15 protein-coding genes are annotated in these 23,956 nt (G+C 37.0%); 5 read left to right on the top strand and 10 right to left on the bottom strand.

From position 1 onward, the window contains the following. Position 1: 1 nt before the first annotated feature. The 5 genes from AC0L6O_RS06970 to AC0L6O_RS06950 all read right to left on the bottom strand — a co-directional run bounded on the left by AC0L6O_RS06970 (position 2) and on the right by AC0L6O_RS06950 (position 7,001). On the bottom strand, positions 2–1,138 hold the full coding sequence (locus tag AC0L6O_RS06970) for an FIST signal transduction protein (protein ID WP_473307351.1): 1,137 nt from the start codon (positions 1,136–1,138) through the stop codon (positions 2–4). Positions 1,139–1,142: 4 nt separating this feature from the next. Beyond that, positions 1,143–3,629: a PAS domain S-box protein gene (locus AC0L6O_RS06965; RefSeq protein WP_473307349.1), complete on the bottom strand. Its 2,487-nt coding sequence runs from the start codon at positions 3,627–3,629 to the stop codon at positions 1,143–1,145. 7 nt (positions 3,630–3,636) lie between these two features. Further along, entirely contained in the window at positions 3,637–4,173 is a 537-nt protein-coding gene (locus tag AC0L6O_RS06960) for a heme NO-binding domain-containing protein (protein WP_473307348.1), read from the bottom strand. 61 nt (positions 4,174–4,234) lie between these two features. Next, positions 4,235–6,271 carry a tetratricopeptide repeat protein gene (locus tag AC0L6O_RS06955; RefSeq protein ID WP_473307347.1) on the bottom strand — a complete coding sequence of 679 codons (2,037 nt, stop codon included), beginning with the start codon at positions 6,269–6,271 and terminating at the stop codon, positions 4,235–4,237. Beyond that, positions 6,258–7,001 carry a DUF4184 family protein gene (locus AC0L6O_RS06950; RefSeq protein ID WP_473307345.1) on the bottom strand — a complete coding sequence of 248 codons (744 nt, stop codon included), beginning with the start codon at positions 6,999–7,001 and terminating at the stop codon, positions 6,258–6,260. Before AC0L6O_RS06950 ends, AC0L6O_RS06955 begins: the two co-directional genes overlap by 14 nt. 53 nt (positions 7,002–7,054) lie before the next feature. Here AC0L6O_RS06950 and AC0L6O_RS06945 point away from each other — a divergent pair, with 53 nt between their 5' ends. Genes AC0L6O_RS06945 through AC0L6O_RS06935 form a run of 3 tightly spaced genes read left to right on the top strand, consistent with a single transcriptional unit; the run spans position 7,055 to position 9,760 of the window. Further along, positions 7,055–8,197 (top strand): response regulator, encoded by a 1,143-nt coding sequence (locus AC0L6O_RS06945; protein WP_473307344.1) that lies wholly within the window; start codon positions 7,055–7,057, stop codon positions 8,195–8,197. An 11-nt stretch (positions 8,198–8,208) separates the two neighbouring features. After that, a complete protein-coding gene (locus AC0L6O_RS06940; RefSeq protein ID WP_473307343.1) occupies positions 8,209–8,481 on the top strand; it encodes an STAS domain-containing protein in 273 nt (90 codons plus the stop codon). Between the two features lie 37 nt (positions 8,482–8,518). Next, entirely contained in the window at positions 8,519–9,760 is a 1,242-nt protein-coding gene (locus AC0L6O_RS06935; protein WP_473307341.1) for an oligosaccharide flippase family protein, read from the top strand. A gap of 55 nt (positions 9,761–9,815) precedes the next feature. Here AC0L6O_RS06935 and AC0L6O_RS06930 read toward each other — a convergent pair whose 3' ends face one another. The 5 genes from AC0L6O_RS06930 to AC0L6O_RS06910 form a co-directional block, all read right to left on the bottom strand. Then, positions 9,816–11,006 carry a glycosyltransferase gene (locus tag AC0L6O_RS06930; RefSeq protein ID WP_473307340.1) on the bottom strand — a complete coding sequence of 397 codons (1,191 nt, stop codon included), beginning with the start codon at positions 11,004–11,006 and terminating at the stop codon, positions 9,816–9,818. Beyond that, complete coding sequence (locus AC0L6O_RS06925; RefSeq protein ID WP_473307339.1) at positions 11,003–12,697, bottom strand: cellulase family glycosylhydrolase; 1,695 nt, start codon at positions 12,695–12,697, stop codon at positions 11,003–11,005. Before AC0L6O_RS06925 ends, AC0L6O_RS06930 begins: the two co-directional genes overlap by 4 nt. Further along, positions 12,690–13,937, bottom strand: a complete 1,248-nt coding sequence (locus AC0L6O_RS06920) for a hypothetical protein (RefSeq protein WP_473307337.1) — start codon at positions 13,935–13,937, stop codon at positions 12,690–12,692. The genes AC0L6O_RS06925 and AC0L6O_RS06920 overlap by 8 nt, the downstream gene beginning before the upstream one ends. Then, a complete protein-coding gene (locus AC0L6O_RS06915) occupies positions 13,937–17,056 on the bottom strand; it encodes a hypothetical protein (protein ID WP_473307336.1) in 3,120 nt (1,039 codons plus the stop codon). The genes AC0L6O_RS06920 and AC0L6O_RS06915 overlap by 1 nt, the downstream gene beginning before the upstream one ends. Positions 17,057–17,142: 86 nt before the next feature. Then, entirely contained in the window at positions 17,143–20,616 is a 3,474-nt protein-coding gene (locus tag AC0L6O_RS06910; RefSeq protein ID WP_473307334.1) for a M4 family metallopeptidase, read from the bottom strand. A 274-nt stretch (positions 20,617–20,890) separates the two neighbouring features. Here AC0L6O_RS06910 and AC0L6O_RS06905 point away from each other — a divergent pair, with 274 nt between their 5' ends. Both AC0L6O_RS06905 and AC0L6O_RS06900 read left to right on the top strand, forming a co-directional pair. Then, positions 20,891–22,339 carry a TonB-dependent receptor gene (locus AC0L6O_RS06905; RefSeq protein ID WP_473307332.1) on the top strand — a complete coding sequence of 483 codons (1,449 nt, stop codon included), beginning with the start codon at positions 20,891–20,893 and terminating at the stop codon, positions 22,337–22,339. Continuing rightward, positions 22,339–23,892: a hypothetical protein gene (locus AC0L6O_RS06900; RefSeq protein WP_473307330.1), complete on the top strand. Its 1,554-nt coding sequence runs from the start codon at positions 22,339–22,341 to the stop codon at positions 23,890–23,892. The genes AC0L6O_RS06905 and AC0L6O_RS06900 overlap by 1 nt, the downstream gene beginning before the upstream one ends. The last annotated feature ends 64 nt before the right edge of the window (positions 23,893–23,956 follow it).

Raw genomic sequence — 23,956 nt, 5'->3', positions numbered from 1 at the left:
TTTAAATCTCAGTTAAAGTGGTAATTGTCATGGTTTGGTTCATAAGCTCACATTTGGCTCTTTCTATCATTGGAGAAATTTCGCCGTAGGAATAAAATCCAGTCAAAAATGCGTCATCACCAAAAATACTTTTAGCTCTTTCCAACTCTTCTTCTACTCTTTCGTTCAATACTAATTTTCTTCCCACACAGCTAATTAAGATGGCTAGTTCTGGTTTAGTTTTAGAAATATCAAGAGCACTTTCTGCCGCTCCTGAAGCCGCATCAATAAGCTTATCAAAATTGGCTTTCATAAGCCTTACTTTACTACCTACTGGCATATTTCCTGCAAAAGTCATGGATTGATTCTCTTCATCAATCGACAGAATAGTTCTTACATTCTTAACTGCATCTCCTTCCGCTCCTATTGAAAGTGGAAATAAAAGTGCAGAAGAAGGCAATTCTGCGGCATAATCTCCAAGGTATTCCTTGTATAGTTTCAGAGCACTTTTACCATCTAATTCAAATAAAACGTTTTTCTCTGCTTTGGTAATAGTTCTCTCGTGCCCAAAGGCATCCCAACCACCAAGTGAACCGTGCCCCACTCTAATACTTTCGCCATAAAAGCCAATGAGCACTACATTACCTTCTTTTATATCTTCATTAACTCCTACTAAAGTTGATTCAAAACGTGCACCGTCACCGGCCAAACCTCCTGTTATTAATACATTGGTACTATTACTACTTCTTATTCCTTCTACTAACTCAGAACCATTAATAAGGTTTCCATCAGAAATAACCATGACATACTGAAGACCTTCTTTGTCTACCTCCGCCATTAAATTTGAGCCAAGTTCATTACTGTTTTTATAAGAATTAATATTACCTAGCTTAATCTTAATTTCAGTTTTTTCAAGCTCAATTGCGGTAAGAGAAATACTACTATCATACATGCAGTCGTCAAAAACTTCTCCAGATGTGGTAGCCGATATTACAGTGGCATTGGGGTACTCTTTTATAAGACCATCAATGTTTTCAGAATTTAGCAACTCTTTACCGCAAAAAGCCAGCACTAACTGTGCCTTTTCATTGCTAAAGCCGTCCTCTTTCCTTTCGTCTTTCCACTTATTTTTTCTAAATAACTTTTGAAGAATCTTCATAATATTACATCTGTGTTAATTCCCTTTGAACAAGGTTCTGATACCCCGGAAGCTTAGCTAAAACCTCGTTTATTAGCATTTCTAAACTTTCGTTTATACCATCCGTTTTTATTCCGGCTTCTATTTTTCTTAGCTCTTCTTCACCTTCAGACAAACCTACCATTCCAAATGCAGGTTTCATTTTATGAGCTAATTGACCTAAATCAGTCCACCTTTTTGATTCATTAAGATCCACTAATTCTTCTGTTTGAGATGGCAATTCTTCTACAAACATTTCGAAAACCATTTTCTTAAAATCCATATCATCGCCATAAATTTCTACTAGGCGAGCATTATCTAATTCGGTCATATCTATTTCTATTTCTTTCGGTTTTGCTGGCTCATCACGCTTAGCAATGTTCAAGTATTTATTTAAAACCGCTTCTAGTTCTGGCGGTGTAAATGGTTTGGTCAAAATATCGTTCATCCCAGCATCTAAAGCCTTGCTCTTTTCAAAAGACATGGCAGAAGCGGTGATGGCTACAATTGGTGTATCTTGATTAGGATTTGCCACATTTCTAATTCCTATAGAGGCTTCATAGCCATTTAAATTAGGCATTTGAATATCCATCAAGATGAGGTCATATTTTCTCTTATTTGACATACTAATGGCTTCTAAACCATCATTGGCATCAAAAACAGTTAGATCCCACTTCTTAAGTAAAGTGCTAGCATAACGCCTATTTAAGATATTATCTTCTACTAATAACACATTCAAACCTCCATAAGTAGCACTTTCTTTTTGGCTAATATCTAAAGATTCTGACCTTCTAATATCAGTTATTTCGAAAGGTATTTCAAAAGAGAAGATGGTGCCTCCTTCTGGGTTTTCTGCCACTTCAATGGCTCCGCCCAAAATATGAACCAACTCTTTTACAATAGCCAAACCTAAACCTGTGCCTTTGGTTTTAGAATTCTCTTTGGATGTTACTTGTTTAAACTTTTCAAAAATTAGCTTTTGCTTCTCTTTATCTATTCCAATTCCTGTATCAGCTATTAAAAACTTAAACCAAGCCTTATTACCCTCTTTTTTTACTATTTCAGTTTCTAGTTTTATATAGCCTTTCTGGGTAAACTTCTCAGAATTACCAACCAAGTTTAGTAGAATCTGGTTTAGAAAGGTTTCATCTCCACTTACTAAATAATCAATACTGGTATCATACTTATTAAGAAGCTCAATAGGCCTATCGCCTAGTTTTAGCTGATAGGTTTTCTCTACTGTTTTTAAAAGACCAACGAGGTCAAATGGCTCATTTTTAGCATCCATTTTACCCGCACCTATCTTCGCCATATCTAATACATCAGAAATTAGGTGATGTAAAAAGTTGGCAGAGTTATTTATAACCTCAAAATACTCTACTTGCTCTGGCGTAGGTCTGGTATCATATAACAAATGAGACATACCAATGATAGCATTTAGCGGCGTTCTAATCTCATGGCTCATGTTTGCCAAAAATTCTTTCTCTACTCGCTCTGCTTCTTCCGCTTTTTGCTTCGCTTGAGAAAGCTCTTCTTGCACTCTTTTTTGCTCTGTTAAGTCAAAATGAATACCTACAGAACCCACTACTTTACCACGTGTATTATAAACAGGACCTCCGCTTATTAATACCCATAAAGGTTCTCCGTTTTTCTTACGAATTTGAACCTCATAGGAATTTGATAAACCGTCAACCCTCGCCGTCTCGTTTTTGTGAACTACATTCTTAAATTCATCTACTGCTAAAACCTCCAATGTAGTTTTGCCTATAAGCTCACTTTCCTCATAACCGGTCATAACACAGAACCTATTATAAGCCCTCACTATTTTTCCGTTTAGGTCTATCTCAAGAAAACCTAAATCCATATTTTCCATGATACGGCGATACTTTTCCTCGCTGAGCTGTAGCTGCTCTTGTGCCACATGCTTTTCGGTAATATCTCTGGCTATGGCTCTAGCACCTACAAAAACATTTTCGCCATTTAAATCAACAAAATCATACTGGGTACTTTGACCAAGCCATATCTTTTCGCCACTTTTTTTGACAACTTGATATTCTATATAAGCTTGCTTAATACCATTTTTAACGCAATGAACAAAAGAATCTATTATAGGCTGTATATGACTTTCCTCTAACAGGGAAATAACAGATTTACCTATTAATTCTTCTTTACTTACTTCTAAGATTCTGTAAGCAATGGGATTGGCGTAAAGTATTTTCCCATCTGCGTCTAATTCGTAAATTATCTCGTCAGCCGACTCTACTAACTGCTGATACCTCTTTTTACTTATCTTAAGGTCTTTGGTTCTTTTATCAACCTCTTTTTCCAGAGCTTCATTTAGCCCTTGAAGTTCGGCATTGGCATTGTAAAGTTCCAGAGCTTTTTCTTCTAAAATAAGCTCAGCAGCCTTTCTAGCATCCTTTTCTCTCTGAATCCTTCTTTTTAAAAGCTCTATTTCTTTATGGCTTTCCATACGCTGCTTACTTAGAAACTATAAATCGAACTTTAGAACCATCTTCTGATAAACTCTCCATTTTAACTTCAGCATCTTCTTTGAAGTGATTTAGGCAGCCTTTTATAAGACCTAAGGCTAAATCTCCCATTCTTCTCTCCGAGGAATAATCTAATACCAATTTATTTTCACCTTCTCTCTCTATCTTAAAATGAGGCAACTCAGCATCAGGATAAAGCTTTCTTACCTGCACATGAATATACCCCTCTATAGATTCTAACATATCAAAGGCGTTTCCAATGTCAGAAAACATGCTGCCGTAAGCTTTGAAAAGGCCATGAAATAAATACTCTCCAAAAGTTTCTAAAAGAACGGGTAAGGGTATTTCTGTTTTTTCATGAAGGTTGACCACCAGCGTGACCATTTCAGTATGAGAATAAGTACCAACGGCAGAATAAATACCTTTTGATGGAAGCTCTTTCATTGTAAGAATATCGTCCACCATTTCATAGGTAAACTTCTCTTCCACCATTTCCAAAAATTCTGTGAATACTATCCCCTTCATTTTATTAAAGTTTGATTGACTTAAAATATCTATTTTTTTTTCTTCTTCTAAAATATTAGAGCTACAACTTTCTAAGCGGTAGCACCCATTTAGTTTTTATACCCCACTCATTATACGTGAAACCTTGAACACTGGAAGCGGCCGAGTTAGATTTCATGTAATAGCCCATCAGCATAAATCTTGGTGAAAACTTCCAACCCGTTTTAACGTCAAAACGGTAAATGCCTTGTGACTTTTCAGTACTAATTTGCTGTAATCCTCCCGCAAAAATTGCCTGATAAATCCACTTAGCATTTTCTTCGTTTACGTTTTCGGCAGCTACAAAAAGCTCATAACCTCTGAACACATCAGGACTAAAATAAACAGCAGGCAGCTGCTTCTTAAAAGAAAAGTAACTGTAATTAAAACCAGCTTTAACCACTGGAGACTGCTTAATATCATAATAAAGTGATGCAAACCATAGGTTACGCACATTACCGTCTGAAACCTGTGTATGAATCATTTGAGAGTAGGCTCCAATTTTTGAAGGCAAACTCAAATTATAATTAAGTGTAATATTATCTAGCTTAAGGTTTCTGTCAATCAGTTCTGAAGTAAACGTTTGCATTTCCTGATTATACCTTAACTGAAACTGCTGAAACTTACCCACATTAAGGTCGGCTTGTAACATACCTAATACTCTTTCATATTGTGAAGTATTAAGAAACCCTACCTCTCCACTTACCTTCAGTTTACCATTTACTTTGTAAGATAGCCCCGGACTTATGGTAGCAACCGTGACACTTTGATTCGCTATTTCAGAAACTGAACTTTTGGCGGAACGCTGGTAATATGTAAGCGATGTTCTGAATCTAGGCGATGGGTCATAAGTAGCAGACACTTGATAATTTTCTGAAGTATTACCGCCATTATCCCTACTAAAATAAACATGAGAGCTTATAGAAGGGTCATGTGCTACATGAAGCTTTTCTAAAAATTTAAGAGCGTCACGCTGCTCATCATAATACTCTAGTGTTTTCCTTACGTACTTAAAAGCTACATCATCCAGCCCCTGAGCATGATGAGCATCTGCATAACCTAGATTACCGTCAAAAGAACCTGGTTTGTCTTTCAGTAACTCTTTAAAATAACCTGCACCTTTTGCGAAGCCTTTACTCCAAATATTAATTCTCCCAAAACCAGCCAATACATCTAGGTTATCAGGATATGCTGTTTTTAAATTATTCAGCAGTTCGAAGGACTCATCAAATTTCTTATTCCAAGCCAATGCGTTTACTTTGCCTAAGCTTGCTTTTAAAACAGTACTACTATCTGTAAAGGCCATGCCTTCTTCTATTATTTTGAGAGCATCTTTGGGCTCTTTTTGAAGATTGGCTATTCTTGACATTCCTAAATAGGCATCTACTTCTTTTCCAGAAACTGTTTTTAAGGTTTCGAAAACTTCGTTAGCCTCTTCATACTTCTTTAACGAAATTAAAGCCTGAGCTTTATTAATAAGAGCATCGGGGTCTTTTGCATTTTCAGCCAAAATCAAATCGAAATAACTAATAGCTTCTTCAAACTCACCTACATAAGAATACTTAGATGCCTTCCCTAAACGCATATACTTTCTACTTACCATGGCGTTAGCATTACCAGGCATTATTTCTAAAGCTTTTGCTATGTATTTAAGAGCATTGTCATATTCATTATTCTCAGAATAGGCATTTGCAAAACCCAAAACGGCCGCAAAACTTGTACTATCTCGTTTTACCAAATCTGCGTAAAGCTCCAGTGCCGTTTTGAAATCTTTGCTCCACATATGAGCTTCTGCCATATTAAGGTCAATTTCATAATTCCCTGGATACCTTTTTTGAAGTTTACTAAAAACCTCTTTAGCCTCCACCGTATTACCAGCCAGGCCTGTTCCTCTACCAAAACACAAAAGTGCAGTTTGGTTTAAAGAATCTGTTTTAAGATAATCTGCGAAAAAGTCACGAGCCTTTTCAAAGTGCCCACCCTCTAGCATTTTAAAACCAGGGTCCATAGGAGATTGGGCATAAGTTATGGAGTAACCTATGAACAATAAAACCGTATAAAATCCTTTAAGTCTGTTCATATTTTAATAGTTGTGATATCAAGCTAATACTAATTAGCAAAGCACTTATTGAAACTACAATAATCTGTCCAATTGGTTTTTCTTCAGGCACCCCTATAAGGTATCTAATTACTATTACAAGACAAAAAACTACAGATACCCAAACCCAATACCTTAACCTTTTAGTATAGGCTAAACCGTTCATATTGCTATCTCGTGGCATATTTAGCATAAAATACACAAAATATAGCATTCCAAAAACTGAGCTTAAGACCTGTAAAATACTATATAATGGTATCGCTTTTCCATTCAATAAAAAAACATGAGAAAGATCATCAAAATAAAACGGGAATGTATAATTGGGCTCATGCGTGAAATTATCCCATAAAAAGTGCGTTAAAACTCCAATTAAAATTGAAAAAATTACTTTTAACCAATTAGCCTTGAAATAAATATACCAATCTAAGTTCTTATATTTAGCAAGACGTTGATGTAAAAAGGGCGGCAGGTGGTCTATTAAGCTTCTTTTCACATAAATATGAAAGAAAAGACAAAGTAAAATGGAGACTGGCAAGTTGAAAAACAATACACCCCACCAAGTATGCCCCCATATACCATACAGCGTTACCCTTAAAAAAAACTCAAAATCTGGAGCCATGCTACCCATTAAAAGACCGGAAATGGAAAGGTATTTTGACAAAAAACGACGAAAGGGTAAAATAGCAGCAGTATGTGCAAGGGTAAAGGGCATTTACGGTATTCTTTTTGCTTACAAATTTATAACACTCAATCTATATAACATATATGAGAATTCTTACGGCGGATGATCAACCAATCATTTTAAAGTCTATAAAGTACAAACTGGAACAAGTTGGTTTTGACGTAATAGCCACTTCAAATGGCTTAGACGCCATTGAGATGTTTGATCTTAATAGTCCTGACCTGGTTATCTTGGACTTAAACATGCCTCAAAAATCAGGCTTTGAGGTTATGGAATATATACGAGTTACTAAAAAGTCGAAAGTTCCAATCATAGTAATGTCTGGAAACGATGAGGAAACTGTTATTGTAGAAGCCTTTGAAGCAGGAGCCGACGACTATATAGAAAAGCCTGTAGGATTAAACGAAGTAGTAGTCAGAGTAAAGAAATTGCTAAAGATTTCGCTTAAAAACGAAGACTTTAAAAAAGGGAGCGAGAGTTCCTCTGGAATATTACAGAAGAATGGCGTGGGTGTGGTTATCCCCTGTTATAATGAAGAAGAAAGATTAAAAACTGGCGAGTTTGCTAGCTTTTTAGAGAGTAATAAAGGTTATCTATTATCTTTTGTTAATGACGGAAGTACAGATGGTACCTTGGACGTTTTGAACAAATTCCAGAAGCAATACCCCGATAGTATTAAGGTTTTCAATTGCCCTCAAAATGGCGGAAAAGCTGAAGCGGTAAGGTTAGGAATGATAGATTTGCTGCAAGACCGCTCTTTAGATTACCTTGGTTTTTTAGATGCCGACCTTTCTACCAACTTTGCAGATTTTGAAGATTTAGTAAAAACACTTTCTGGCTCCGAATACAAATTAGTGGCCGGCTCTAGAATTCAACGAATAGGTGCTTCTATTTTCAGACAATCTTCAAGAGGAATTATTAGTAAAACGGTCAATTGGGTGATTAGAAAAATTCTTGGAATGGAGTTTCAAGATACCCAATGTGGTGCCAAAGTAATGCGACGAGAAGTAGTAGAAAATCTTTTCAATGAGAAATTTCTAACCCGTTGGATTTTTGATGTAGAGATATTCTTAAGAATGAAAAAATTCTATGGAGCTGACAAGGTTCAATCCATGATTTGCGAACAGCCATTAAAAAGATGGGTGCATGAAGATGGCTCAAAACTATCTATGAGAGACTCGATAACAATTTTAGGGCAGCTGCTTCAAATAGCTATTAAATATTAAACGGTACAGAAATGGAAACAATGATAATAGAAGGTGATTTCACCACTGAAAAAGCCTTAGAATGGAAAAAACTGCTTAACAAAGCAGCTCAAAGAACATCCACACTTCACCTAGACCTTAGTGCTACAGAAGATGCGGACATAGTAGGTGTAAATGCCATTGCTACCACATTTAAAATGCTTCAAGATAAAGATGGAAGTATGAAACTAAAAATAAACGAGGATAGTACTATCTATAAACTACTGAGCCAAACCAAGTTTTTAGATATGATTAAGAAGTCTTAAAAGAATTAAGATTTAAACCACATTAAAATCAATTAGGATGGCATCCACACAGAAAAAACTTGTTACCGATGGCAGTATACTTTTTGCGAGTACTTTACTGGTAAACGCAGGAAACTATGCCATTAATTTAGTTTTTGGAAGGTGGTTGGGTCCTTCAGACTTTTCTGAGGTCAGTCTTTTAGTAACCTTAATTCTTATGGTTTCGTTTTTTGCTTTAGCTTTCCAGCTTACCGCTGCAAAGTATGTAGCCTCTTACGAGGCCGAAGGAAAACAAAGCTTAATTACAGGAATAAGTGCTTGGTTAAATAGACGTGCTGTTATAGGTGGAATAGCCATGATGGTGATTGTGGTATCAATGTCTGTTTTTTGGCAAGACTTTTTCCAAACCTCCTCTTACCTCCCTTTTGCCATTTTAGGAATAGGAATGCCATTTTATATGCTCATGAGCGTAAATAGAGGTATACTTCAAGGTAAATTGAATTACAAAAAACTGGCACTTACATATCAAAGCGAAATGTGGGTACGACTAATAGTCTCCATGGCTTTGGTCTATTTAGGTTACCGTGTAAACGGTGTGGCCTGGGGACTTACACTTTCCCTTATAGCTACCTGGTGGATTTCTAGAGTAAAAACAGAGAGTTCTACTAGCGAAACCACTTTTGACCAAAAAGATGTTCTGAAGTTTCTTTTGATGATTTTGCTTTATGAGTGCAGTCAAATATTGATAAATAATAGCGACATCATTTTGGTTAAACATTTCTATGAGCCAGAAGAAGCAGGTCTTTATGCTGCTATGGCTCTTATTGGCCGTATCGTTTATTTTGGAACGTGGACGGTAGTAACCCTACTTTTCCCAATAGTGGTAAAACTAGAAAAAGAGGGGAAAGACCATACTCTTTATTTTGTAGGTGGTTTAGCTGTAGTAGGTATTATAGCAGCTGGTATAGTGCTCTTCAGTTATCTATTCCCTGAAATGATGGTTAACATACTTTTTGGTGAAGCCTATATCTCTATAGCTCCTTTGCTTTGGAAATACGCATTGGCTACTGCACTATTTGCCCTTTCTAATGTCTTTGTTTATTACCATATTTCCCTCGACAGAGTTTTACCTGTTTGGATTACCATTTTAGGTGGTATAGCCCAAATTGTACTTATCACACTCTTCCATGCTGATTTTGAACAAATTATTAACGTTCAAATTTACTTAATGATGGGCTTAATGACTTCTATGATTCTCTTTCACTTCGGGCATACGTTTCTTAAAAGCAGTAAATCTTAAAACAAAAAAAATGCACACCTAAAGGCATGCATTTCAAAATCAATCAAAAAAAGTGCTAGTCAACCAGCAACTTTTGAAAATGGAGGTAGTACCAGTCTACCAAATCTTCCATAGGAAGTGAAGCTGCCGCAAAGTAGTTTCTTCTACCCAACTGCAATCTATATTCCTCATTTTCTAAAACCTTTTGAATGGCATCGGCTAAACTCTCAACAGAATCTGGCTCAAAAAACTCGCCTGCATAACCTTCTTCTTCTACCAGCATGGCCAAATCGCCAAGCATAGGCATCACCACGGCGTTACCATAACTACCAGCTTGATGAAGTACCCCTGAGCTACCTGTGGTAGATGTGTAAGGAAATACTGAAACAGCAGACTCGCCAAAAATCACTGGCACATCTTCTTCTGCCACATAACCGGTAAATCTTAACTGAGATACCTCTTTATATTTTTCTTTGACACCCTCTAAATACCCTGGAGTATTAGGACTGTCTGTTCCCGCTACCACAATTTCTATGTCTAAAGATGTTCTTTTTCTGATAAGCTCTACAGCTTCAATCATCCCTTCCACCTTTTTATAGGTTCCAAACTTACCAAATGCCATTACTTGAAGAGGCCCTTCTGGTAGTTTGAACGTAGGCATGGGAGGAACTTCAAAACTTCCATGTGGAATAAGGGCTACATTTTTAGCTCTATATTTCTTCTCTAAAATTTCAACATATTTTGGAATAGTTACTGCCAAAACATTGGCAGAAAGAATAAAACGCGTAAGCATGGTGCCTATCATGTTATAAATTCCTGAAACCAACTTATTTTTTGTAATTCCTGCCTCGTTAAGATCTACCTGCTCTAAAATATTATGCAGAAGCACCACAGACGGCACACCACTCATTCTAGTAAGTAGCGGTGTCAAAAGCCCTAAAGCTGCAGGTATTTTTTTGTCTCCAAAAGAAAGAAACTGAATATTATAAAGTACAATATCAGCCTGTGAGCGTTTTACCGCTTTCAATATTTTTAAGGGATTAGTCCACCAGTTAAAATCCCATACTTGATGATCTTCAATAGGTACTGGCTGGTCTAAAAAGTCAAACGTTTTCCCATCAGGAAGTTGGTCTGAAAGAAGGATAATTTTCTCATAATCTTCCGGCTTATTCCTAAAATGATTTATGAGATAATACCCATACTCATTTAAGGTACGCTTACCCGGAGGATAACTCGAAACTACTGCAATTTTAAGTTTCTTTTTCATTTGTTAAATCTCTTTATCGTGCGAACAATGGATTTCCTAAAAATCAAAACACTCGCAGCTAGTACAGAAAAGATGAGGTATACAAAAACAAATTTTGGAATCTTACTCAATTTAGAAAACTGATGCGTTTGTTCTGGATTTACCAGCACCTCATACACTTTCTTAGGCTTCCCTTTTTGATTCAATACACCAAAACCTTTCTGAGGACCTTTTTGCCAAGGCATACTCCCAGCCACATCTCCTGCTACTTCTGAAAAGTCGTAGAGTGTCCAATACATGTATGGAATATCACCCTTACTTTTAAGAATATCTTGAACGCTCTTTAAATGCTCTGCTTGTTGACTTTGTGTTTTACCCAGTGGCATAATGCTACTTTGATAAGACGACAAACCGAATTCCTCTAAAAGAAGTGTTTTTTGATTGGTTTCCTCTTTTAATCTATCAATATCCTTGCCTAAATTCTCTAAATCTCGATAATAATGGAAAGATACAAAATCTAAACTATCTGCCAGATACTGAGCACTTTCCGGATATGCCCACCCTACAGTGATAGGATGACTTGGGTCATACTTTCTCGCTTTGCTAATTATAAACCGTAACCACTGCTTCACATCGTCAGGGTTTTGATAGTGATAATCTATGTCTGGCTCGTTTTTTAAGTCATAAGCCAATATCGCTGGATGATTTTTGAATCGCTTCATTATCACCTCCAATTGCCTATCTGTGTTTGCGAAGTTTAAAAGGTTGTAATTAGAGTTAAAATCAAACATTGTGACCAATACTTGAAGCTCATTTGCCTCCGCAGTGTTTAATAAATGCTCTAACCTTAAAAGCATTTCTGGCACTACCACACCTTTACCAAACTGCTCATAATTGATAAAAACACGAACTGTGTTTAAGTTCATTTCTTTTATCAACTCAAAATCACTTTCTACTGCCGAGGTGTCATAATTTATCCAAAAATCTTTAAAAGGATGGTCTTTGGGGTAGTAGTTAATGCCTTTTATTTTAGGCACTTTGGCCAATAATGAATCACGATGTTCTTGAAATATCACTAATGAATCCTGTACAAAATCTGGATATAACTCTTCAAAAATGCCTCTTTCTAAATGCTTTATTCGCCAGTAACCATCATCTAGCTGCATGATAACTTTATAAGAAGACGTATCTGCGGTAGAGAGTATACGTTCGTTTTTTGAGGTATTTAATCGTTTTAAAGTTTGAACTTCATAATCGGTAAAAGAAACGATTTGCCCATCAGCAGAGTAAAAATGAAGTTTTAGATTATGATTGAGTTCTACTCGCTCCACACTCATCTTTTTCTCATTCACCAAGCTTATTTGATGAAAGATTTTAGGACGAGCTTCTCTGGTATAATACTCTTTTACCCCATCTGAATTACCTGTAAACAAACTCAAATCTCTTTGATATAATGCTCTCACATAACCTCCTGCTATAATATCACGACTAAAAACCTCCATAGGTCTCCCAGTATTAGCATCATCAGGAAGCCAATTTATTTCTGGATTTATTTCATCTGGCAAAACCTCCGCTAGTTTCAAAAGGTCTTCCCTATCCCCTCCAGAATTAAAATAGGCTAAGAATTTAGCAGCTCCACCTGCCAAAAGCCCAAGCAAAAGCATGACACCAATGGAGAACACTATTTTGAAAAATAACTTATCCTTATTCATTGGTTTTTAATTTAATATCAACTTCGCTTTCCAGTCCTCCAGAACTTACTAACCCTTTATAGTTGCCAGCCTTCATGTCTGTCAAATCAATTTTGGCGTAGCCATTTTTCACCACGCCTATTTTCAGCATGTCCAAAGATTCTATATACATTTCTATTTCGGCTCCGTCAGACATATATTGTTTCAGTGGTCCTACTAATGGTCCTACTATTACCGCTTTTTCCTCGGCACTAAATCTCACAGGCAATATGGCTAAATACTTTTTGAAAGAGAGCTCAAGTTTGTTGCTTTTAGCATCACCATAAATACTTCCATTTATTGATATTTTACCTGCTAGAGAAGGATTTTGGATATCTAATTCTGCCACGCCATCCATGGTATAGCTGGTCAATATTCTTTTTGAATTATCACTATCAGTCACATCAATATTTAAGAGTGTTCCATCAGCCACAATATTTCCGTATTTGTCTTTAATCACGGAAGTCTTTAAATGAAAATTCTGACGTTTATCAGCATACGAATACACCCGTTCTGCATAAATTTTAAAGTTTACAGGAAAGCCTGGCATCTCTAAAAGCTCCTTTTCTTTAGCAGTGGCTGCCCCAGCCCTTACTCCTATAATCGTCTTCCCTACCTTGCTTTTACTATAAATTTTATGATAAGCTACACCATGCTCGGTATTCCTATTAAGCTTTTCAAAACGCTCATCTGGCCTATATAAACTAAAATTTACTAGCGTTTTATCGGCAGTTAAGTTTTCAAAAGTATCGGTAGGTATAGCCAATATCATAGCCCAATGCCCTCCATTATCTGCCTCTATAGATTTGGAACCTATAAATGCCTCAAGCGGCTCAGCTGGCAAACCACTAAAAACCTGCATCTGCTTACTTTTTATAAGCCTGCCTGCACAGGCCAAATCCAAAATATAAACACCAGCCGTTTGCGTTAAACTATCTTCAATCGCAAAAAACCATTTATCATTTTCTTGCTGCGGTTCTACCACATAATTACCCCATGATGTACTTAGTAACAAATGACAATTAGAAGCATCAAAACCCACCTCATGCCTAAGTTTTCTCCCCACAGAAATACTGTCTGGAAAACTTAAATCCTTTATTTCGCTCGGAACTAAAGTTGGCTCCTCCACATGCCCACCTTTGCTAAAAACAAACAAATAGCAAAACACCATCAGTAAAAATGATGCTATAAAAATGGTCGCTATTTTTAATTTCTTTGTCATTAATAAATGGTAGGGCTACCCAAATAGCCGTCTATTCTTAATCCTAGTTTATCATTATTCCCTAGTGGTATTTTATGCGTCATTTTTTGGGTTTGCGGCACGCTTATATAGGAAATACTTGGTAAGCCATTGACATAAAAATCGGCCTCAGTTCCTTCATAGATTATACTATAGTCTGAAAAATCAGCGAGTTTATGCTTTAGCTTTCGCTTTCTCTGCTGTCTTATTCCCTCTCTCATAAAGAAAACCTCCACCCATTTCACTTTTTCATCATTATCATAATAAGACACCAGCACCTTAGGTACACTCACCTCTTCTGTACCATAATTAAAGCCTTCTCCTTCCAGTATATTATCATGAATCTGCACGTTTTGTAAACCTACAGAGCGGTATAAGTCATTTTTGTCAATTACGGCTCTTGCCAATATTTTAAATTTGACGGGTGCCATAGGAAAATCATATTCCGTAAACTCTTCTGGGTTAAACTCCCCTGGGTCTAAATCATCGGTTTTTACCCAGGCTGTTGATTCAAAATTGATTCTGAAAGAAACTACCTCCTTTGGCATAATGCGGTGAATACTGCCATATTTCACATTATAACTCACCAGTTTTCTATTGTACTCGTCATACAAATCTGCCAATACAGTTATATGAGCAGGATAATTATCAATATTTTGAAGCTCACCCACCACCGTGTAGCTGCTATCCTTTTTTACCAATCTCGCATTTAAAATCTTAAGCTCTGGCCTGTCCATTACGTCATCATGCTGAGTTGGGTCTGTGCCCGTTTGCCTCTTCCCCTGACTGTGCATGCTTAATAAAGACTCCTCCACAAAAGTGTCAGGCGGAATACTGTTGTCAAATTTCGGGGCTATTATATACCACTTTCCTTTTACTTTGGTAACTCTATGCTCGTTATGCGTCATGTATTGCTCCACAGGCGTAATCCACTCGGCATCTACTTTCGCCAAATAATTATTCTTATCAATTTTCTCTGTAGATATGACCATGTTATCCAGTTTGGCGTATGACGCCACAATACCGTCTTCTACCGAAAGCTTAATAAAATAGTCTTCAAAACTAGGACGTGTCTCGGGCTCAAAAAACTCATAAGCTGCTCCAAAATATTTAAAATCAACAGCATCATAGTAGGCCTCCACCACACTTTCAGGGTCGTCATAAGGCGAGTGAAACAAACCTTTGATAATTACTACACTAGTCACTGTCACAATTACTCCTATCCAAACTCCCAAGAAAATAAAAGTCCATTTGCTTAATGGAGCTATTAAAAAATTGTCGTTCCGGTATTCGTCATCAAACTCGTGATTTTTCTTTATTCGAGTATACCATACATAAACGAAATTAACCCCAAAAGCTATCAAAAGCGAAAGTACCGGCATAATACCCCACCAAAGTTTCATGATTTTAGGTAGCTCTTTTTTCTTCAAAGCAGAAGGCAAGGGAGGCACGTCTTGTTTTTGCCAAACCATAATTCCGTTTTCTAAACGCTGCACTCTTTCCCAGCCTGAAAAGTATAAAATGGGGTCATAGAATTTGTCGTTTGAAAAAACGTACTTCAAATAATATTTTTCTGGCACCGTGAGAAATTGCTGCAAAGAACCTAAACCTTGAACACCTTTAAACTTTGAATTTTCTAACCTTTCTAAGGGTCTTGTGGTCATTTCTGGCAGTCGCCTTGCCGAGTGATAATTTCCATCTACGGATTGTGCTTTGGTCTGAGCAGAAAGCCAAGCCATTTGGTCACCAAAACCCAAAGTCATGTAACGCCATTTGTCATGCTGGTCTCTTTCCAGAAACTGAAGCATTGGTTTTGTATCTATGCTTTGGGGCTGTAAAGGCCTAAATGTACCTAAGTTGATAATAAAAGTAGTCAGTATACTTAAAATCCCCGCCAACAGAATCCAAGTTAATCGATGTGGCCAAACACCTAACTTTTCTCTCAAATAGTCTTTTAAGTCAGCTTCTAATAAGCGATAAAAAAACTCGCCAATAAACGGAATACTAATTATGGTAGCCCAAAAGGTAAACCTATCAAGCGTTAAGATATTAAAGGCATTTTCGCCCAACATTAGCTTAGGTAAAGGCGTGGTTCCTCCGGTACCTAAAAGCACCATGAGTGTAAAAGAAAGACCAATGAAAAAGTTTCTTCTGGTCCAAACCCGTATAAAGATGTACGGCATGAGGAGCAGGATAATTCCCATGGGAATCAAAAAGAACATTAAGCCAGAAGATGTAACCTCAATAAAAGAATCACGAGAGCCATGCGGAATAGAAACCTGATTTATTGGGTCGGTGGCCGACCAATAAAAATAAGGAAATATCAGCATCATAATTAAAGGAACACTACCCACAAAAAGCACCAGCTCTTTCCTTTTATTCCATGTCTCTTCCAGAAACCCTCTAAGCGTAATTTTGAATTTTGATACGTTCTGCTCCACAAAACTGTAATACCATTTATCAGCCCCTTCTACGTCCTTATTTTTAGCAATAATAGTATCTACCACTGCCAAACCCATTACAGGGGCAATGAAGAAGACCATTCCAAAAATAGTAGTTACATGGTGAGAGGTAACTCCCACTCCCATGATAGACAATGCAGTAGCCAATCTATAATACTTCCCATACCGCATCCATCTATAAACTTCTGGTAAGGCATTAAGAAGACAGGCAATACCCATTAGCGTGGGTAGCTGGCCAAAAAGATGTAATGCTTCTACTATGGAAGAGCAGAAACAAGCAAAAATAGCAGCATAACCTGCGGCTCTTGGGGTCGTCCACAGTTTTGAAAATCGATACGCCCCTACTATAAGAAGTTGAACTATGGCTGCCGCCAAAAACACAAAGGCGTATTTTAAACCAACTATCTTAGAAAGTAAAGCCGTTAACTGATGAACTAAGGGCGGATAGCTGGTTACATTAAAACCTGTGTACCACCGATTATCCCAAGGTTCAAACCACGACCGAGAATAATGGTCTGCAAAGAAAATATGAACGAAGGCGTCGTAAGTAGAATCAAACGTAAAAAAGAAAATAGTGCCATGGAAAACCAGGCCAATAAACATGGCAATGAGTAAAAGTTTGTCGGGCTTTTGTATCATTCTTATCAGGAACTAGGCACTTTTTTATTTGTCCTAACTGTATTTATCAGCTAGTAACATCTAATATAATACAATAATTAAGCCGTTTACTGTTTCACTACCTTTCTATACGCATCTCCCTTATCAGTAGTTACTTTAATAATATAAACACCTGCATTAAAGTGTCCTATATTTATCACTTCCTTATCCGAATTTAAAATAGACTTACCACTTGTGTTTCGTATCTCAGCAGACACAAAACTGCTTCCCTTTGGAACGCTAATTTTGATTTCGTTTTGAGCAGGATTTGGGTAAACATTTAAAGCGGCTAATTCACTCGGTTCTGTACCCAAAACTCTTTGAAGCTGTAATTGTATTTGGTTTGAAAACCCACTTAAACAGCCGTCGGCTGTAGCTGCTTTTACACTGTAAGTTCCATTTCTGTCAACTACTAGTTGGCTGTTTGTGGTTTGACCGCCCAGCGGATTTCCATTAACATACCATTGGTATAAACTGGAGTTTGAAGCAAAAACTGTTTCTCCGTCTGATGTAATAGACAAAGCTTGTGGATTTAAACAAAAACTTTGCTCGGCACTGGCCGAAGTAAAGTCACTCCCTCCTACTTGAAAAGCTTGTACTGTTATTAGACCAGGAGTACTCCCTACCACTACAGTATTACCCTGAATAGTAGCATCACCCGCTATTACAGAATACTGAACTCCAAAACCAGAACTTGCCACGGCATTAAGATTAACTGTGGCTCCTGCGTTTTGGTCTGAAAGGCTAGGAAATGAAATAGTTTGTGCCTCTTTAGTAGGTAACTTACGCTGCCCTTGAGCATAATAAACAACCCATTTGTCTTGTCCATCCCCAAAAACCCTTCTGCCAGAAGTAGCATTCGTAGAAATTCTATCTGCATTTAAAGGAATAGTCTTAACTACCTCTCCCACGGCTTCCTCCGCTGTGTAAGCTAGCTTTTTATCATCTATAGAATAGTCTGGATAGCCAATAGCATTATTTTCAATCATCAGGTTTAATCCACCTGAATAAAGGTTAACGCCAAGAATGTAAAACTTGTCTTCCCGAGCATCTAAGTAATCAAATGCAATAATATTCGGATTCGTTTTTGACAAAGCAGGATTACCAATATTATCTCCCTCATCTAAATCGGAAAATATTTTTTCAATATCACCATCGCCAAAACTATTGGTACTTAAATCCCAGGCTCTTAGCAAACCTACATCCCAATATTCTAAATCGCCGAACAAACTACTGACTCTGTTAAAAGCATCATAAACCAGATACTCTCCAGAATAATCCCACTCTAAGGCATCTGCATATAGCACCTCCCCAGTAGATATTCCTTGCGAATACGTAGGATTAAAAAGTTCAAAACTAGCTTGCTGGTCAGTTTCTAAATTAAAGACATAGATTTTTCCATCTTCTGAAGAGGTAAGTGCTGCCAGTAAAATTCCATTTTTAGAAATAGCCACATTTGACCAAGCTCCATTGGTACTTAACGCCTGTGCAGTAGCATTAGATGCCGTTAAATCCACATAGTAAATATTGCCATCATCACCCACAAAAAACATAGCCGTACCATCATCCGAAATACTTGGCTTTCTTTGACAGCCTATACCATCTGAAATTATATCATAGTTTTGTCCGCCCTCTAAACCTCGGTAAATACTCTTTCCTACGGGCTCGTAAACTACTAAAAACTGGTCACCCGGATTCACGTCAATAATTTCTTCTTCTATTTCAGGAACCTGCTGTCCACTTCCTGGTGCTGTAATTCCTACTTGGTCAAAAGCTGAAGCAGCAGCTGCCGACTCCTGTCCTTCTCCATAAAGGTCTTTTGCCGCTTGAATTACTGCTAATCTTAAATCTACAAATTTGGAAGTTCTGGTAATGTAATTAGTTAGCGTATGGTAATAAACACGTTCAGCTTTATCCTTATTCATCCCAGTACCTGTAGCAAAAAGATAAAAAGCATGATTAGGTATGCCTGAATTAATATGAACACCTCCATTATCCTCACTAGGAGTATCTCTTAAGTAAACATATTGACTCATGTTTTTGGGTTGATATCCTGGGTCATTTTTCCCTCCTTGGTTAGGGTTTTCTAAACTCCTTAAAGCACCCGACGGAAAAACGTTAGGTTTCACCACATCTTCACCCAAAGTCCAATCATCTCTATCTATTAAAGCCCCAAAAATATCGGCGAATGATTCGTTCAGTGCTCCTGATTGATTTCTGTATTCTAAACGAGCTGTATTTTCAATAACCCCATGAGTCATTTCATGGCCTGCTACATCTAAAGCCCCTGCTAGTGGTTTAAACCCTTGTGCTCCATTTCCGTAACCCATAAACTCACCATTCCAGTAAGCATTATCCATTCCTTTACCATCTTCATCCGTAATGTTAATTACCGAAATGATATTCCCACCTTTTCCATTCAGGGAGTTTCTGTTAAACTTAGTTCTATAATAATCATAGCAGATAGAAGCATTATTATGAGCCGAAACCGCAGTGGGGCTCCATGTTGTTCCATCATTTGATGTAACGTGAGCAAATTCCATTTCTCCACTAATCCTTGAATCCAAAGCATCAATAGTCCATACAGCACCTACAGGAGCATCTGGCAGTTTTGATTGATTGTTATCAAACATCGGTTTTGAAGGGTCCACCATGAAGTAATTTGCACCGCTCTGAATAATATTGAAGCTCCGTGTAAAACCATTCAAATCTTTTGCGGAAGTTTGAAAAACACCATCCAGCGTGCATGTATGATTGTATTTGTCAATTATCTCTCCTGACTGAGCATCCATAAAAACTACCCACCTCTCCAGCAGATTCGGTTTCAATGTCATTTCATAAGCTAAAACTGGAGTCTTTTCATTATAATATATGATGAGGTCTGCTTTGTCTTGAGCTATCTCAAAAAAGCCATTCTCAAAACCATCTTTCCGTAGAATAGAAGATTTGGCCAATTCCTGTAAGCCTAAACTAATGGCTTCTTTTTCATTTATCTTCGGTTTGATATTCAAATTGCTTGGTGTTGGAAAAGCTTTCCCATTCAAGCTCTTTACCTTTTTATCATCGGCATGCGTGACTATTTCTGCCCCATAAATTTTAATTCCTTTATATTCCTGCTGAAACTTAAGATGGCTCAAACCCTGCTCATCGTTAATACTAGAAATAGCAGTAAACTCCTTTTTAGGATTCTCTACGTTCAACTGTCCTTTAACATCTTCAAGGAAATCGTAAGCCTGAGCACTTGCCGTTTTTCTTTGCTGTTTACCAGAAAGACCTTCTTTATTGTTTTCAATAAAAATCACTGAACCAGATTCTGAATCTCTATATGTTTTGTAATCTATAGAAGAATGTAATTCCACACTAGATTTAACAGGTCTCTGCCTCAGTCTTGAGCTGCTATTTTGAGAACCATCTATTTCCTTAAATACATGTTCTAAATTGGGTACACCTTTGTTTTTCTTAGTTTTTGCGTCAAATCCAGATTGTGCGAAAGCACCAAAACTAAATAAACTTATAATTACAAAATATACAATTCTTTTCATATTTTCAATACTTATTGAAACTTTAGGATTTAAAATCGCGTTCTTATTTTAGAGCCTGTCAAAGATAATTAAAAAATAAACTGGAATAACTCCTAAACTTAGAACATATCTAGAAGTAATCACTTTCAGTAAGTATCTGAGCACAATAAAAAAGGCGATTTCGAGTTAAATGACTTTAAAAAGTGCAAATTTTTGTAAGTTTGTAATTGGACAAAATTCCTAAACGGAATATGTCAAAGAAACCTCTTTCTAAACCATTTTGTTTTAATAAAATATGGCAATCACGCATGAAAAAAACTTGGCCACCAAGCAAAAGGCCTTAAAATTAAACCTTGATAAAAGGATTTATGGGTCATTTGCGGAGATTGGTGCAGGTCAGGAAGTAGCTGCCCAGTTTTTTAAATCAGGTGGAGCTAGTGGAACCATCGCGAAAACCATGTCGGCCTATGACATGACATTTTCTGATGCCATTTATGGAGAGGTAAAGTCAAAGAGATACGTAAGCCAGGAGCGTTTATTAAGTATGCTTGATCACGAGTATAACCTTCTAGACGAAAGGCTGAGTAAAAAAAGAGGTGAGAGCACTCATTTCTTTTCTTTTTCCAATACGGTAGTTGCTCTTAATTACCATAAAAACAATAATGCTCATGGCTGGATAGGCTGTAGGTTCCAAACCGAACCATGTGGAAAGTATAATGATGTTATTATTCATATCTCTATGCATGATAATGATAACCTACTTCAGCAGCAAGCTTTAGGCATTATTGGCGTTAATCTTATTTATGGGTGTTTTTATTATTATGAAAACCCTGAGGTTCTTTTAGTTTCCTTAATGGATAATCTGGATTCTGAGCGTATCCAAATTGACATGATTAGGTTTGACGGGCCAGAGTTTAAAGATGTTGATAGTAGGCTTATGAGTCTACATTTAGTTAAGTATGGTTTTTCCGATGTTGCTTTATTCGGACCTGATGGAAAAAATCTTCAACCTTCAGACACACTTTATAAAAAGCATATAGTAGTGTTAAGGGGTAGATTTAGGCCTGTTATTAATGTACATCTTGACATGCTTGATAACGGTGTTAAACAATATTTAAGAGAACCAGACGTAGATAAAGAGAATGTACTGGTGGTAAATGAGCTTACCTTACAGTCGCTCCAAGAAGATCAAGATGGTGACATTATTGATGAAAAAGATTTTTTAGACAGGGTAGATATTCTGTGTTCTTTAGGTCAAACTGTGATGATTACCAATTATCACGAGTACTATAAATTGGTTTCATACCTCTCTAAGGTAACACAGCATAAAATTGGTTTAATCATAGGATACCCTAACTTAGAATACATTTTTGAAGGCGAACACTATAAGAGTCTTCCGGGAGGTATTCTTGAATCTTTTGCAACCCTCTTTGGCAGAAAAGTTAAACTTTATGTTTACCCAACCCGAAGAGACGACGACATACTTAACTGTATGAAATTCAATCCAAGAATGGAGCTCATTGACCTTTACAGGTATTTGATTGCCAATCACAAGATTGAAGACATTTATCATTACAACCCAAAAAATCTAGACGTACAAACCGACAACATGCTAGAATTAATCAAACAAGGCGAAATTGGATGGGAAGAAAACGTCCCTCACGAAGTAGCTGAAATGATTAAATCAAGGTGCCTTTTCGGTTTCCCATGCGTAGTTTTTCCTAAAAAAGAAATAGCCCAATAATGCGATTAGCAATTTCAACAATCTTTCTATTCCTATTTAGTATTTCTTTGGCTTCAGCCCAAACAAATTACAAAATACTAACTCCTTATGGCGACCATTGGAGTAAATTCCAAGAAGGTTTAAATGGGGAATTCAAGCTTGGTATATCTGGTAATACAGATGACCGCGGCTTTACTTTCAATATTAGTCAAGGAAAGCAAATTGGTATGTCTTTAGACTCTGCTGGTCTTTTTCAGTGGGCTCCAGACTACAATATGGTAGACCGCATAGAGAAAGAGAAAATATTCCAAATTTTGGTAGAGGCCAAGTCTGACTCTGGTGATTTTGTATCTCGCACGCTAGACATTTATGTTAAACATACCAATAGGGCTCCTCAAGTAAATGAGTTGACTCCATTTTATATTCAATATAATACCCAAAATAAGTATCAAGTAGATGGCTCTTTGGTTTATGATGAAGATGGTGACCCACTAGTTTTCATACCTTCTATAGAGGATTTACCAGAAGGAATGAACATTAACTCTCGTGGAGAAGTTACTTGGTCTCCATCCTACACGCAGTTTAAAGACTTGCAAGAAGGACCTAGATTCATAAGCTTCTCCGTAGAGGATCAGCCTAGCAAAAAAAGGTCTGAAGGGCGAATTAAACTTATGCCAACCAAGCTAGACCTCCCTCCTGCTATTACGGTTTTACCAAAGGTGGATAGAATTGTATTGAAAGAAAACGAGACTATTAATATTGGTTTTTACCTATCTGACCCTAACGGCGATGAAGATATTGACACCTTTGATTTCTTGGCAAATAACCCAGAAGTAAAAAAGCAGAGCTTGGTCAAAAACACCCAAAACCAATACGAGTTTTTCTGGACTCCAGATTATAATTTCGTTAAAGACCCAGCTGACTCGGTCAACTTTTATATCGACTTTTTCGTGATTGATAAAACGCAAAAAAGAGAAGTAAAAAGAATAGTTTTTAGGGTAGATAATGCTATCAACGAAGAAGAAACTGACCAGAAAAACTTCAACCTATATAAGGGAACGTTAACACGTGCTTGGGAATTACTAGAGCAGCTTAAAGAGAAAGAAGAAGAACTCAAAAAGTCTTATAACAAAGCTAAAAAAGGAAAGAAAAACAGGTCTGTAATCAATGCATCTTTAGGTGCTACTACTGGCTTATCGAGCATTTTTGCCAAAAATAAACAAAACCTTCAAACCACTATCTCTACTGTAGGTGGTACCACTGTTTTGACCATTGGTACACTAGAAGCCACAGAGGTTATAGGTAAATCAATGAAAGACTTGATAGACCGACTAAACTATGTGATTGAGAAGAAAAACGAAATTCAAACCAAAGGAGACATCTTTGCCCGAGATTTTGCTTTAAAGTCATCTCGAAGAGAAAACGGTTTCAATAAATCCATAGACGGTTTCATGACAGCCATGAACCTTAAAGGGCTGGTAGCCTTAGAACTGGATGCAAGTTGGGAATCGAAGAAAAAAGCGTCTGATGCCAACATCAAAAAAAGTTTTAAAGATTATAGGACTTCTGATTGATTTTATTGTCAAATATACCTACATTCATTCTATAGATAAGGGGCTTTAAAAAAGCAGCATTTAT

The sequence above is a fragment of the Arcticibacterium sp. GJ41-1 genome (assembly GCF_055808875.1).
This window is presented reverse-complemented; position numbering and strand designations above follow the sequence as displayed.

Bases quoted from the DNA above. Each gene is read 5' to 3' on its own strand.
- AC0L6O_RS06970 (WP_473307351.1), bottom strand. From the start codon at position 1,138: ATGAAGATTCTTCAAAAGTTATTTAGAAAAAATAAGTGGAAAGACGAA.
- AC0L6O_RS06965 (WP_473307349.1), bottom strand. From the start codon at position 3,629: ATGGAAAGCCATAAAGAAATAGAGCTTTTAAAAAGAAGGATTCAGAGA.
- AC0L6O_RS06960 (WP_473307348.1), bottom strand. From the start codon at position 4,173: ATGAAGGGGATAGTATTCACAGAATTTTTGGAAATGGTGGAAGAGAAG.
- AC0L6O_RS06955 (WP_473307347.1), bottom strand. From the start codon at position 6,271: ATGAACAGACTTAAAGGATTTTATACGGTTTTATTGTTCATAGGTTAC.
- AC0L6O_RS06950 (WP_473307345.1), bottom strand. From the start codon at position 7,001: ATGCCCTTTACCCTTGCACATACTGCTGCTATTTTACCCTTTCGTCGT.
- AC0L6O_RS06945 (WP_473307344.1), top strand. From the start codon at position 7,055: ATGAGAATTCTTACGGCGGATGATCAACCAATCATTTTAAAGTCTATA.
- AC0L6O_RS06940 (WP_473307343.1), top strand. From the start codon at position 8,209: ATGGAAACAATGATAATAGAAGGTGATTTCACCACTGAAAAAGCCTTA.
- AC0L6O_RS06935 (WP_473307341.1), top strand. From the start codon at position 8,519: ATGGCATCCACACAGAAAAAACTTGTTACCGATGGCAGTATACTTTTT.
- AC0L6O_RS06930 (WP_473307340.1), bottom strand. From the start codon at position 11,006: ATGAAAAAGAAACTTAAAATTGCAGTAGTTTCGAGTTATCCTCCGGGT.
- AC0L6O_RS06925 (WP_473307339.1), bottom strand. From the start codon at position 12,697: ATGAATAAGGATAAGTTATTTTTCAAAATAGTGTTCTCCATTGGTGTC.
- AC0L6O_RS06920 (WP_473307337.1), bottom strand. From the start codon at position 13,937: ATGACAAAGAAATTAAAAATAGCGACCATTTTTATAGCATCATTTTTA.
- AC0L6O_RS06915 (WP_473307336.1), bottom strand. From the start codon at position 17,056: ATGATACAAAAGCCCGACAAACTTTTACTCATTGCCATGTTTATTGGC.
- AC0L6O_RS06910 (WP_473307334.1), bottom strand. From the start codon at position 20,616: ATGAAAAGAATTGTATATTTTGTAATTATAAGTTTATTTAGTTTTGGT.
- AC0L6O_RS06905 (WP_473307332.1), top strand. From the start codon at position 20,891: ATGGCAATCACGCATGAAAAAAACTTGGCCACCAAGCAAAAGGCCTTA.
- AC0L6O_RS06900 (WP_473307330.1), top strand. From the start codon at position 22,339: ATGCGATTAGCAATTTCAACAATCTTTCTATTCCTATTTAGTATTTCT.